This window comes from Micromonospora tulbaghiae (genome assembly GCF_900091605.1).
Taxonomy (GTDB): Bacteria; Actinomycetota; Actinomycetes; order Mycobacteriales; family Micromonosporaceae; genus Micromonospora; species Micromonospora tulbaghiae.
Genome location: NZ_FMCQ01000003.1, coordinates 357,731 through 370,122 on the forward strand (window position 1 = coordinate 357,731; position 12,392 = coordinate 370,122).

The window sequence follows — 12,392 nt, forward strand, 5'->3', positions numbered from 1 at the left end:
GGCGGCTCGCCTTCCGTGGGGCATACCCGACTGTAACTCCCACAGCCCTCGCCCCACTCTCCCGGCGTGTCCGTCACGACCCTCGTCACCTCTCCTTCGTCGCCGGAGGGTCCGGCGGATGCGCCCGGAGACAGGAAAAAGAAATCGGATCCGGGCGCATCCGGGGGCGACGGAGCCGGCGTAACCCGTTCTGCAAGCCAGGCCTGACGAATCAGCATCAACCACCAGGAGGCAGACAATGCAGTACGCGATGTTCCGTCGGGTCGCCGCGGGCGGCGCGGTGGCCGCCCTCACCTTCGCCGGCGTCGGCGCCGCCACCATGAGCCCGGCCTACGCCGCCTCGTCGAAGGTCTCCGTGGTCCACGGCATCCCGGACACCCCGGTTGACGTGTACGTCAACGGCGAGAAGACGCTGAACAACTTCAAGCCCGGCGACGTCGCCGGCCCGCTCACCCTGCCCGAGGGGGAGTACGACATCGCCCTGACCAAGCCCGGCGAGGCGATCGACAAGGCGATCCTGAAGGTGGACGACGCCGCGGTGCCGGGCGGGGCGAACATCAGCCTCGCCGCACACCTGAGCGCCGACGGCGAGCCGCAGATCACCCCGTTCGTCAACGACGTGTCCAAGGTGGGCGCCGGCAAGGCCCGGCTGATCGTCCGGCACACCGCCGCCGCCCCGGCCGTCGACGTGCGGGCCGGCGGCAAGCCGGTCTTCGAGAACCTGACCAACCCGAAGGAGGCCAAGGCGGACGTGGCCGCCGGCTCGGTGAAGGCGGACGTGGTGCTCGCCGGCACCGACACCGTCGCCATCGGCCCGGCCGACCTCAACCTGAAGGAGGGCACCGCCACCATCGTCTACGCGATCGGCTCGGCCGAGGCGAAGAACCTGAACGTGGTCGCCCAGACCATCAACGGCCTGCACTCGGCGCCGGGCGGCGTGCCCAGCGGCACCGGCGGCCAGGCCGGCACCGGCGTGGACACCTGGTGGTACGTGCTGGCCGGGGCCGGCGTGCTGCTCCTGGTCGGCGGCGGGGCGCGGGTGGCGGCAACCGCCCGGGCCGGTCGCCGGTGACGGTGCGCAACCGCGGGGCGCTGGCGGCGATTGCCGCCGGCGCCGCCGCGCTCACCCTGGCGACAGTGGTGGCGTGCGGATCCGGGCCCGCCGAAAACGTCGGCGGCGACGAGGTGACGGCGCTGGCGAGTCCCACGCCCACGCCCGCGCCCTCGGCGACCGGCGGCGGCTCGGTCCCGGTGAACCCGGGCACGCTGCCGGCCGGCAGCGAGATCGTGCCGCCGGTGAAGCTGAGCATCCCGCCGATCCGGGTCACCGCCACCGTCGACCCGGTGGGCGTCAACGAGCGCACCGACGAGTTCGAGGTGCCGCCCAGCGTGGACCAGGTCGGCTGGTACCGATACGGCCCGGGCCTGGAGGCCGGCGCCGGCTCGGTGGTGATCGCCGGGCACGTGGACAGCGCCGAGCAGGGCAAGGGGGCGTTCTTCCGGCTGCGTGAGCTGGGCCAGGGGGACAAGCTCACCGCCACCGGCTCGGACGGTCGCGAGCGCTCCTACCGGGTGGTGGCCCGGGAGGAGTACCGGAAGTCGAAGATCCCGCTGGAGCGGTACTTCGCACGCGACGGCAAACCCCGCCTCACGCTGATCACCTGTGGCGGGCCGTTCGACGCGAAGACCCGCAGCTACCGGGACAACATCGTGATCACGGCCGTTCCCGCGTGATCATGGCGTTCCCGCATGAGCGGGCCGGACCGCCCCGGGTGGGACGGGGCGGTCCGGCCCCCGGCACCGGGTACGCAGGCCGTTAGGCTGAACCGTGATGGCATACCTTGATCACGCGGCGACGACCCCGATGCTGGACGAGGCACTCGAGGCGTACGTCGCTGTCGCCCGCGAGGTCGGCAACGCCTCGTCGCTGCACGCGGCGGGTCGCCGGGCGCGGCGACGGGTGGAGGAGTCCCGGGAGCGGGTGGCCGCCGCGCTCGGCGCCCGCCCCTCCGAGGTGATCTTCACCGGCGGCGGCACGGAGAGCGACAACCTCGCCGTGAAGGGCGTCTTCTGGGCCCGTCGCGCCGCCCGCGCCGACCGGTTCCGGGTGGTCTCCAGCGCGGTCGAGCACCACGCCGTACTGGACGCGGTGGACTGGCTGGTCGAGCACGAGGGCGCGCAGGCCGGCTGGCTTCCGGTCGACGCGGCCGGGCGGCTCGATCCGGCGCGACTGCGCGCCGAGCTGGCCGAGCACGGCGAGCACGTCGCGGTGGTCACCGCCATGTGGGCGAACAACGAGGTGGGCACCGTCCAGCCGGTGGCCGAGCTGGCCGCCGTCGCCGCCGAGCACGGGGTGCCGTTCCACACCGACGCCATCCAGGCGGTCGGGCAGGTGCCCGTCGACTTCGCCGCCAGCGGCGTGTCGGCGCTCACCGTGACCGGGCACAAGCTCGGCGGCCCGGCCGGTGTGGGCGCGCTGCTGCTGGGCCGCGACGTGGCTGCCACCCCACTGCTGCACGGCGGCGGCCAGGAGCGCGACGTACGCTCCGGGACGCTCGACACCGCGGGCATCGTCGCGTTCGCGGTCGCCGTCGAGAGCGCGGTCAAGGGCCAGCAGGAGTACGCCGCCCGCGTCGCCGCGCTCCGCGACGAGCTGGTCGAGCGGGTCCGGCAGGCCGTCCCCGAGGTGATCTTCAACGGCGACCCGGCCGACCGGCTCCCCGGCAACGCGCACTTCTCCTTCCCCGGCTGCGAGGGGGACGCGCTGCTGCTGCTCCTGGACGCCCAGGGCATCGCCTGCTCGACCGGGTCGGCCTGCTCGGCCGGAGTGGCCCAGCCCTCGCACGTGCTGCTGGCGATGGGCGCCGACGACGACCGGGCCCGTTCCTCGCTGCGCTTCACGCTCGGGCACACGAGCACCGACGCGGACGTGGACGCGCTGATCGCCGCGCTGCCGGGCGCGGTGGAGCGGGCCCGCCGCGCGGCCGCCCTACGTACGCCCCGCTGACCCGGATACCCTCGGTGAGGACGAGGGGGGTGGGCCGGTGAGGGTTCTGGCGGCGATGTCGGGCGGAGTGGACTCCGCCGTCGCGGCGGCACGGGCGGTGGAGGCCGGGCACGACGTGACGGGCGTGCACCTGGCCCTGGCCCGTAACCCGCAGACGTACCGCACCGGCGCCCGGGGCTGCTGCACTCTGGAGGACTCCCGGGACGCCCGGCGCGCCGCCGACGTGCTCGGCATCCCGTTCTACGTGTGGGACATGGCCGACCGGTTCCACGACGACGTGGTGGACGACTTCGTCGCCGAGTACGCCGCCGGGCGTACCCCGAATCCCTGCCTGCGCTGCAACGAGAAGATCAAGTTCGCGGCGGTGCTGGACCGGGCCGTGGCCCTGGGCTTCGACGCGGTGGTGACCGGCCACCACGCCCGGCTCGGCGCCGACGGCCTGCTGCGGCGCAGCGTCGACGCGGCCAAGGACCAGTCGTACGTGCTGGCGGTGCTGACCCGCGCGCAGCTCGACCGGTCGATCTTCCCGCTGGGCTACTCGACGAAGGCCGAGGTGCGCGCGGAGGCCGCCCGGCGCGGCCTCGCGGTGGCCGACAAGCCGGACTCGCACGACATCTGCTTCATCGCCGACGGCGACACCCGCGGCTTCCTGGCCGAGCGGCTCGGCGAGGCCCCGGGCCAGGTGGTGGACGCGCTCACCGGCGCGGTGGTGGGCAGCCACAGCGGCGCCTACCAGTACACCGTCGGGCAGCGGCGCGGCCTGCACCTGGACCGTCCGGCGCCGGACGGCCGGCCCCGCTACGTCCTGTCCATCACCCCGACCACGAACACCGTGACGGTCGGCCCGGCCGAGGCGCTGGAGGTCTCCGACGTGCGCGCCACCCGCCCGGTGTGGACCGGCGGGCCACGCCCGGACGGACCGGTCGAGTGTGACGTGCAGCTCCGGGCACACGGCGACGTGGTGCCGGCCGCCGTCGAGGTCGACGCCGACGGACTGCGCGCGTCGCTGCGCCGCCCGGTCCGGGGTGTCGCCGCCGGCCAGGCGATCGTGGCCTACCGGCCGGACCCGGCCGGCGACGTGGTCCTCGGCTCCGCCACCATCACCGCCGCCTGACCGCGGACCGGCAGCGGATAGGCTGCGGCCGTGACTGAGCAGGCATGGCCCTGGCCCATCGGCGCGGCGACCGGCATCGGGTCGCTGCCCGGCACCGACATCGCCGAGGCGCAGCGGATCGTGCTCGGCGAGCTGCCCGCCCTGCCGCACCTGCCCGAGCTGCCCGCCCGGGGCCCGGGCGCGGACCTCGTCGGCCGTACCGCCGGCCTGCTCGTCGAACTGCCGGTCGAGCTGTACGCGGCCCGCTGGCGGATCGCCCCGCGCCCCGGCCGCGACCTGCGCCGCGCCCGCGACCTGATGGAACGCGACCTCGACCAGCTCGCCGAGCAGGCCGAGGAGTACGCCGGGCCGGTCAAGGTCCAGGCCGCCGGCCCGTTCACCCTCGCCGCCGCGCTGGAGCTGCCGATCGGCGGACGGATGCTGCGCGACCCGGGCGCGGTACGCGACCTCGCCGGCTCGCTCGGCGAAGGGTTGCGCCGGCACGTCGAGGCGGTGACCCGGCGGCTGCCCCGCGCCTCGGTGCTGCTCCAGCTCGACGAGCCGTCCCTGCCGGCGGTGCTGGCCGGCCGGGTGCCCACCGAGAGCGGCTTCGGCACCTACCGTCCGGTGGAGACCGAGGTGGCGCGGGCACTGCTGCACGACGTGATCGAGGCGACCGGCGTCCCGGCGCTCGTGCACTGCTGCGCGCCGGACGCGCCGCTGGAGCTGATCCGGTCCGCCGGGGCGGTGGGCGTCGCGCTCGACCTGTCGCTCGTCACCGACCTCGACCCGCTCGGCGAGGCGATCGACGCCGGGTTCGGGCTGCTGGCCGGCGCCGCGCCGACGCTGCCGCCGCCGTCCGGCCGGGCGCCGACGTCGGCCGAGGTCGCCGACCGGGTCCGGCGCGTCTGGGACCAGCTCGGCTTCCCCCGTCGCCGGCTGGCCGAACAGGTGGTGGTCACCCCCGCGTGCGGCCTGGCCGGCGCCACCCCGGCGTACGCCCGCGCGGTGCTCACCGCCTGCCGCGACGCGGGCCGGCGGCTCGCCGAGGACTGACGTTTCCGTCGCACCCGTCGGGCACGATGACCGGCATGATTGGACGACTGCGTTCCACAGTGATCGACTGCCCCGACCCGCACGCGCTCGCCGCCTTCTACTCCGAGCTGCTCGGGCTGCCCCTGGTGGAGGAGGACTCCGACGGCGACGAGTGGGTGGTGCTCGGCGGCCCACCCGGGCACCAGCCGCGGGTGGCCTTCCAGCGGGCGCCCGGCCTGCGCGCCCCCGACTGGCCCGACCCGGCCCGGCCGCAGCAGTTCCACCTCGACGTGACCGTCGACGACATCGAGGCGGCCGAGAAGGCGGCGCTGGCGCTGGGCGCACGGCGGCTGCCGGGTGAGGGGGAGGGCTTCCGGGTCTACGCCGACCCGGTCGGTCACCCGTTCTGCCTCTGCTGGGACTGATCTTCCGCGACTTGCGCGGCGGAGGCATGATCGCCACCGTGACCGCCTCCACCGCCACCGGCCGCGCCGCCGGTTCGCTGTTCGGCCTGGCCTACGGCGACGCCCTGGGCAAGCCGACCGAGTTCCTCACCGTCACCGAGATCGTCCGGCGCTACGGCCCGGCCGGTCCGCGTGAGCTGACCGGCGACCCGGCCCTGGTCACCGACGACACCCAGATGGCGCTGGCCGTGGCGTGGGCGCTGCACGACGCGCCCGCGTACACGGCCGGGGCGGTGGAGCCGCTGCTGCGGCAGCGTTTCGTCGACTGGTCGGTCAGCCCGGAGAACAACCGCGCCCCCGGCATGACGTGCCTGCGGGCCTGCGCCGAGCTGGCCCTGGGTGCCCGCTGGCAGGAGGCCACGGTCGCCGGCTCGAAGGGCTGCGGCGCGAACATGCGGGTCACCCCGGTCGGGCTGCTCGACGTCGACCTGGACACGATGGCCGGGCTGGCCCAGCTCCAGGCCGGTCTGACCCACGGCCACCCGACCGGTCTGGCGGCCAGTGAGCTGACCGCGTACGCGATCCGGCTGCTGCGCGACGGCGCGGCGCTGCCGGAGCTGCCCGGCCTGCTCACCGAGCGGGCCCGGGAGCAGCGCACCGTCTACCGGGACGACTGGCTCGGTGACCTGTGGCAGCGGCCCGGAGAGAGCGGCGCGGCCGAGTTCGCCGCCCGTGGCTGGGACGACTGCCTGCGCGTGCTCGGCCGGCTGGAGGCGGCGCTGGCCCGCCCGGACGACGGCGGCGACCCGTGCCGGTTCACCGGCGAGGGGTGGATCGCCGAGGAGGCGCTCGCCACTGCGCTGCTCTGCGCGCTGCGCCACACCGACGACCCGGTCGGAGCGCTGGCCCGGGGCGCCACCACGGCCGGTGACTCGGACTCCATCGCCGCGCTGGCCGGCGCGTTCGTCGGCGCCGCGTACGGCATGGCCGCCTGGCCCGCCGGGTGGGCCGACCGGATCGAGTACGCCGGTCAGCTCACCGCGCTCGCCGCCGCCTTCGACGGAGGGGCCCAGCCCGCGCGCTGAGGTCCGGACAGCAGCACCGCCTCCGGCTCGCGGGGTGGGCGGAACCGGGTGCCGGCTGCGGAGGGCTCAGCCGGTGAGGTGGTCGAGGCGGCGGATGCCGCGCCACAGGGCCGGGTCACAGGTGCCGGCCCGGTCGGCGAACGCGCCCAGCGGCACCGGGATCGGCTCGCTGACGTCCAGGTAGCTGTCGTGGTCGGCGTCCGGATCCCAGTCCCGCGTCGGGATCGGCAGGTGGTCGTCCCGGTCCGACTTGTCCTGGCTGGTGATCTTCAGCACCTCGGCGTCCCGGCCGTCGACCCGCAGCACCAGACAGGGGCGCACCTTCGAACCGGTTCCGTCGGCGTAGGGCACGTCGGCCCACCAGATCTCCCCGGGCCGGGGCTCGTCCCGGTCGGTCCGGGCGCCCCGCGGCCTCGGCGGCCCGCCGACGCGCTCACCTCGCGACCCGCCGCCGGCCCGGTCACCGCGGCGCCCGCCACCGGGCCGGTCGTCGCCACGTCCGCCGCCGGGCCGGTCGGTGCCGGTCCGGTCGCCGCCCGGTCCGCTGCTCCGGCTGCCACGGCCGGTGCCCGGCCGCCGTCCACCGGCCCGGTCGCGCGTGCCGGCGGCGCGTTCGGCCGACCGGCGCCGCCACTCGTTCCACAGCCAGCCGGCCGCGACGCAGGCCACGATCACCAGCGCCCAGATCACCCCGTCGCGCATCCGTCGCCCGCCTTCCGACCGTTGTCGCCCAGCACCGCCGACGTGATCGTCGCACGGCCGGGCGCCAGCCGCCCGGGTGGCGCGACGGGCACGGTTCGCCCTGCTCGGCGCGGGTGGCCGGACGACTGTCACCCCCGACCGCTACGGTTCTCGGGTAGTACGAACACGGGAGGTCGACAGCGGTGTCCGAAGGCGGCGGCGTGTCCGAAGAAGCGGTTCCCCCAGCGGCCGACGCGGCCCAGGACGCGGCGGCGGGTGCCGAGCCGACCCCGGCGGCCCGGGAGCGGCACGCCACACTCAGCCAGGAGCTGACCGAGCACCAGTACCGGTACTACGTGCTCGACGCGCCGAGCATCACCGACGCGGAGTTCGACAGGCAGCTGCGGGAGCTGGAGGCGCTGGAGGCCGAATACCCGGCGCTGCGCACCCCCGACTCGCCGACCCAGCGGGTCGGCGGCACCTTCTCCACCGACTTCACGCCGGTCGCGCACGCCGAGCGGATGCTCTCGCTCGACAACGCCTTCGCCGACGAGGAGCTGGCCGCCTGGTCCGAGCGGGTCGAGCGCGACGCGGGCGGCCCGGTGCCCTACCTGTGCGAGCTGAAGGTCGACGGGCTCGCCATCAACCTGACCTACGAGAAGGGCCGGCTGGTGCGCGCCGCCACCCGGGGCGACGGCCGCACCGGCGAGGACGTCACCGCCAACGTGCGCAGCATCAAGGGCGTGCCGGCCCGGCTGACCCCGGCCGACGACTTCCCCGACGTGCCGGATCTGATCGAGGTGCGCGGCGAGATCTACTTCCCGGTGGCCGCGTTCGCCGACCTGAACGCGAGCCTGGTCGAGCAGGGCAAGGCGCCCTTCGCCAACCCGCGCAACGCCGCGGCCGGCAGCCTGCGGCAGAAGGACCCCCGGGTGACCGCCTCCCGCCCGCTGCGCCTGGTGGTGCACGGCATCGGCGCGCGTACCGGGTTCCGGCCGACCGCCCAGTCCGAGTCGTACGCCGCGCTCAAGGCGTGGGGGCTGCCCACCAGCGACCGGTGGCGGGTGGTGGACGACCTGGCCGGGGTCGCGGAATACATCGCCTACTACGGCAAGCACCGGCACGACGTCGAGCACGAGATCGACGGTGTGGTGGTCAAGGTCGACCCGGTCTCCATCCAGGGCCGCCTCGGCTCGACCAGCCGGGCGCCCCGCTGGGCGATCGCCTTCAAATACCCGCCGGAGGAGGTCAACACCAAGCTGCTCGACATCGACGTCAACGTCGGGCGCACCGGCCGGGTCACCCCGTTCGCCGTCCTCGAACCGGTCCGGGTGGCCGGTTCCACAGTCGCGCTGGCGACGCTGCACAACGCCCGCGAGGTCGAGCGCAAGGGTGTGCTCATCGGCGACACGGTGGTGCTGCGCAAGGCCGGCGACGTGATCCCCGAGGTGCTCGGCCCGGTGGTCGAGCTCCGCCCGGCCGACGCCCGCCCGTTCGTCATGCCGACCACCTGCCCGGCCTGCGGCACGCCGCTCGCGCCGGCCAAGGAGAGCGACGTCGACATCCGCTGCCCCAACGGGCGGGCCTGTCCCGGTCAGATCCGTGAGCGCGTCTTCTACCTGGCCAGTCGCAAGGTGCTCGACATCGAGGTGCTCGGCGAGAAGGGCGCGGCGGCGCTGCTGGACGCGCAGATCATCACGAACGAGGGCGACCTGTTCCAGCTCGACGCCGAGCAGTTGAGCCGGTCGCCGTTCTTCGTCAACAAGGACGGCAGCCTGGGCAGCAACGCCACCAAGCTGCTCGACAACCTCGCCGAGGCCAAGGAACGCGACCTGTGGCGGGTGCTGGTGGCGCTGTCCATCCGGCACGTCGGCCCGACCGCCGCCCAGGCGCTCGCCCGGCACTTCCGCTCGGTCGCCGCGATCGAGGCCGCAGGCGAGGAGGAGCTGTCCTCGGTGGACGGCGTCGGCCCGACCATCGCGGCGAGCGTCAAGGAGTGGTTCGCCGTCGACTGGCACCGCGACGTGGTGCGCAAGTGGGCCGAGGCGGGCGTACGGATGGCCGAGGAGGCCGCCGACGAGGGGCCGCGACCGCTCGACGGCGTCACTGTGGTGGTCACCGGCACGCTCAGCGGGTTCAGCCGCGACCAGGCGGCCGAGGCGATCCAGGCCCGGGGCGGCAAGGTGACCGGCTCGGTCTCCAAGAAGACGGGTTTCGTGGTGGTCGGCGACAATCCCGGCTCCAAGGCCGACAAGGCCGCCACCCTGAAGCTGCCGATCCTCGACGAGGACGGATTCCGCGTCCTGCTGGACTCCGGCCCGGAGGCGGCCCGCGCGGTGGCCCGGGTGGAGGACTGACAGGCTGGTCACAGCTTCCGTCCGGCGGATACCAAGTTAATTACGACTACGACCGATTCGTGACTGTCGTGTCGGGGAAATCGCCTCGGAGGGCGTTTCATTGGCGTACGACGCGTGACGGCGCGCGCCAGGACGTTCCCCGGGAGGTGCGATGGAGACCGGCGACCCGCGCAACTCCGTCCCGCCTGGGCGGAGCGGGCCGTTCTTCGGCTTCGTCGGCGCGATCGGCGTGGTCGCCCTGGCGGTCTCGGCCGGGCCGCTCGTCGCGCTCGCCGACAGGTGGAGTGAGCTGCCGGCCGCGTTCTGGACCATGGCGGCGCTCGCCGTCGCCTGCGACGCCCGCCCGTTCGTCCCGCCCGGCCGGCGGCAGACGTCGGCGGTGTTCCCGTCGACCTGCTTCACCTTCGCCATCCTGCTCGGCTGGGGCTTCGGCCCGGCCGTCGCGGTGCAGGCCGTGGCGGTCGCGGTCAGCGGCTGGCGGCTCGGGTACGCCCCCTGGCGCACCGGCTTCAACGCGGCGCAGTACGCGTGCGCGCTCGCCGCCGCGTACGCGGCCACCCGGCTCGGCCCGGGTGAACTGTTCGACGGCGGCCGGCTGCACTGGACCGACGTGGCGGCGGTGGGCGGCGCGACGGTCGCCTGGTTCGTGGTCAACTACGGGCTGGTCAGCTCGGCGGTCCGGTTGCGCTTCGGCGACCGCTGGTGGCCCAGCGTCCGCAGCGGCCTGGCCTACGAGCTGCTCGCCACCGGTTCGCTGCTGCTGCTGGCGCCGGTGCTGGTGGCCGCCGCCCGGGCCAGCGCGGCGCTGATCCCGCTGGTGCTGGTGCCGCTGTTCGCGGTCTACCGGATGGCCCGGCTCTCCGCCGAACGGGAACAGCTCGCCGACGTGGACCCGCTCACCGGGCTGCCCAACCGCAAGGCGCTGCTGACCGAGGTGGCCGAGCAGGTGCACCTGCACGGCGACCGGGCCGCCCGGGGCGCGCCGGACGCGCACCTGGCGCTGCTGCTGCTCGACCTCGACCGGTTCAAGCACGTCAACGACGCGCTCGGGCACGCGGTGGGTGACCGCCTGCTGGTCGAGGTGAGCGCCCGGCTGATGGGCGCTGTGGACGGCGGTGACATGGTGGCGCGGCTCGGCGGCGACGAGTTCGCCATCGTCGTACCCCGGCTCACCGACATCGACCAGGCCCGCGAGCGGGCCGACCGGGTGGTCGCCGCGCTCGCCGAGCCGGTGCCGCTCGACGGCCTGCCGCTGGACGTGGGCGGCGCCATCGGCATCGCGCTCTACCCCGACCACGGCGAGGACTTCGCCACCCTGATGCGTCACGCCGACGTGGCCATGTACGACGCGAAGCACCGCAACGACACGGTGGCGGTCTACGCGCCGGAGTCCGACCACAACTCGGCCGAGCGGCTGAGCCTGCTGGCCGACCTGCGCCGGGTGCTGGAATCGGGCCCGTCCGCCTCGGCCGGGGAGACGGTGGGCGTACGCGGGGGTGACGGCGCGACGCTGGAGGCGGCGCTGCCAGGCGTGCGCCCGGCCCGGGCCGAGCGGCCGTCGCGCAACCAGCGCCCGGCGCGCGACGGAGGCCGGGGCGGCGGGCGCGCGGGCGGGGGACGGTCCGGCGACGGGTCGAACCGGTGGCTGCGGCGCCGCCGGGAGCACGCGCAGGAACAGCACGGGGACGACCTGATCGAGCGCATCCTCACCGGCGCCGACCCGATCCGCCGCCGGGCCGCCCCCGGTGGCGCCGCCGGGCCGGTGGTGGCGCCGCTCGTGGTCGGCGGCGGGGAAGCCGCGCCGGATCGTGCCGACGCGACCGGCGCCGCGCACGATGCGCAGGTCGCCGTCAGCACCGGTGCGCCGGGCGTCATCGGGCCGACCGCCGACGGCAGCGCGGCCGCCGAGCCCGAGGACCAGTCCGGACACCCGGGCGAGATCACCATGTACTACCAGCCGCAGATCGCCATCGCCACCGGCGAGGTGGTGGGCGTCGAGGCGCTGCTGCGCTGGCGGCATCCGCGCCGGGGCATGGTCGACCCGGGCGAGCTGATCCAGGTCGCCGAGCAGAGCGCGGTGATGCGGCTGCTCACCCGCCGCGTGGTGGACGACGTGGTGGAGCAGCTCGCCAAGTGGTCGGCGGCCGGGCTCACGTTGCGTGCCGCGCTCAACGTCAGTGTCCGTGACCTGCACACCGGGGAGATCGCCGACCAGATCGCCGACCGGCTGACCCGGTACGGCGTGCCGCCGGAGCGCCTCCAGGTGGAGATCACCGAGGGCGCGCTGATGGCCGACCCGCGGCGGGTGCTCGCCAGCATCACCCAGCTGCACCGGATCGGCGTCGGCATCGCGCTCGACGACTTCGGCACCGGCTACTCGTCGCTGCAACACCTGCGCCGGCTCCCGCTGTCCGAGGTGAAGGTGGACAGGTCGTTCGTCCTCGGGATGGCCGAGGACCCGGACGACGCGGCGATCGTCCGCTCGATGATCGAACTGGCCGGCGCGCTCGGGCTGCGGGTGGTGGCCGAGGGCGTGGAGGACGAGCGCACCTGGCGGATGCTGCACGCCGCCGGGTGCGACGTGGCGCAGGGCTGGTTCCACGCCCGGCCGATGCCCGCCGAGGATCTGGTGGCCTGGCTGTCCCGCTACCGTCCGGTGCGCCCGGCGGAGGCGGGGAGCCGCAGCGGTCCGGCGCCGGAGGGGGAGTCGAAGGCGTCGTCGTGACGGCG

10 protein-coding genes are annotated in these 12,392 nt (G+C 75.0%); 9 read left to right on the top strand and 1 reads right to left on the bottom strand.

Annotated elements, in window-relative coordinates:
* The first annotated feature begins 238 nt into the window (after window positions 1–238).
* The 7 genes from GA0070562_RS10635 (at window position 239) to GA0070562_RS10665 (ending at window position 6,624) form a co-directional block, all read left to right on the top strand.
* Complete coding sequence (locus tag GA0070562_RS10635) at window positions 239–1,072, top strand: DUF4397 domain-containing protein (protein WP_091419268.1); 834 nt, start codon at window positions 239–241, stop codon at window positions 1,070–1,072.
* A complete protein-coding gene (locus GA0070562_RS10640) occupies window positions 1,069–1,734 on the top strand; it encodes a class F sortase (RefSeq protein WP_091419271.1) in 666 nt (221 codons plus the stop codon). Before GA0070562_RS10635 ends, GA0070562_RS10640 begins: the two co-directional genes overlap by 4 nt.
* Window positions 1,735–1,831: 97 nt before the next feature.
* The gene (locus GA0070562_RS10645) at window positions 1,832–3,007 is read left to right on the top strand and encodes a cysteine desulfurase family protein (RefSeq protein WP_091419274.1); all 1,176 of its coding nucleotides are present in this window, start codon (window positions 1,832–1,834) and stop codon (window positions 3,005–3,007) included.
* 37 nt (window positions 3,008–3,044) lie between these two features.
* Window positions 3,045–4,121 carry a tRNA 2-thiouridine(34) synthase MnmA gene (gene mnmA / locus GA0070562_RS10650; RefSeq protein ID WP_091419277.1) on the top strand — a complete coding sequence of 359 codons (1,077 nt, stop codon included), beginning with the start codon at window positions 3,045–3,047 and terminating at the stop codon, window positions 4,119–4,121.
* A gap of 30 nt (window positions 4,122–4,151) precedes the next feature.
* The gene (locus GA0070562_RS10655) at window positions 4,152–5,156 is read left to right on the top strand and encodes a methionine synthase (protein WP_091419279.1); all 1,005 of its coding nucleotides are present in this window, start codon (window positions 4,152–4,154) and stop codon (window positions 5,154–5,156) included.
* Between the two features lie 35 nt (window positions 5,157–5,191).
* Window positions 5,192–5,560 carry a VOC family protein gene (locus GA0070562_RS10660; RefSeq protein ID WP_175438695.1) on the top strand — a complete coding sequence of 123 codons (369 nt, stop codon included), beginning with the start codon at window positions 5,192–5,194 and terminating at the stop codon, window positions 5,558–5,560.
* 26 nt (window positions 5,561–5,586) lie between these two features.
* On the top strand, window positions 5,587–6,624 hold the full coding sequence (locus GA0070562_RS10665; RefSeq protein WP_091419285.1) for an ADP-ribosylglycohydrolase family protein: 1,038 nt from the start codon (window positions 5,587–5,589) through the stop codon (window positions 6,622–6,624).
* Between the two features lie 66 nt (window positions 6,625–6,690).
* Here GA0070562_RS10665 and GA0070562_RS10670 read toward each other — a convergent pair whose 3' ends face one another.
* Window positions 6,691–7,326, bottom strand: coding sequence for a type II toxin-antitoxin system PemK/MazF family toxin (locus GA0070562_RS10670; RefSeq protein ID WP_091419287.1), 636 nt, complete (start codon window positions 7,324–7,326; stop codon window positions 6,691–6,693).
* A 182-nt stretch (window positions 7,327–7,508) separates the two neighbouring features.
* On the opposite strand from GA0070562_RS10670, the gene ligA reads away from it, so the two are divergent.
* The gene (gene ligA / locus GA0070562_RS10675; protein WP_091419290.1) at window positions 7,509–9,662 is read left to right on the top strand and encodes an NAD-dependent DNA ligase LigA; all 2,154 of its coding nucleotides are present in this window, start codon (window positions 7,509–7,511) and stop codon (window positions 9,660–9,662) included.
* A 151-nt stretch (window positions 9,663–9,813) separates the two neighbouring features.
* Window positions 9,814–12,387: a putative bifunctional diguanylate cyclase/phosphodiesterase gene (locus GA0070562_RS10680; protein WP_091419292.1), complete on the top strand. Its 2,574-nt coding sequence runs from the start codon at window positions 9,814–9,816 to the stop codon at window positions 12,385–12,387.
* Window positions 12,388–12,392 lie beyond the last annotated feature (5 nt).

Bases quoted from the DNA above. Each gene is read 5' to 3' on its own strand.
- GA0070562_RS10660 (WP_175438695.1), top strand. From the start codon at position 5,192: ATGATTGGACGACTGCGTTCCACAGTGATCGACTGCCCCGACCCGCAC.
- GA0070562_RS10670 (WP_091419287.1), bottom strand. From the start codon at position 7,326: ATGCGCGACGGGGTGATCTGGGCGCTGGTGATCGTGGCCTGCGTCGCG.
- GA0070562_RS10645 (WP_091419274.1), top strand. From the start codon at position 1,832: ATGGCATACCTTGATCACGCGGCGACGACCCCGATGCTGGACGAGGCA.
- GA0070562_RS10635 (WP_091419268.1), top strand. From the start codon at position 239: ATGCAGTACGCGATGTTCCGTCGGGTCGCCGCGGGCGGCGCGGTGGCC.
- GA0070562_RS10680 (WP_091419292.1), top strand. From the start codon at position 9,814: ATGGAGACCGGCGACCCGCGCAACTCCGTCCCGCCTGGGCGGAGCGGG.
- GA0070562_RS10665 (WP_091419285.1), top strand. From the start codon at position 5,587: ATGATCGCCACCGTGACCGCCTCCACCGCCACCGGCCGCGCCGCCGGT.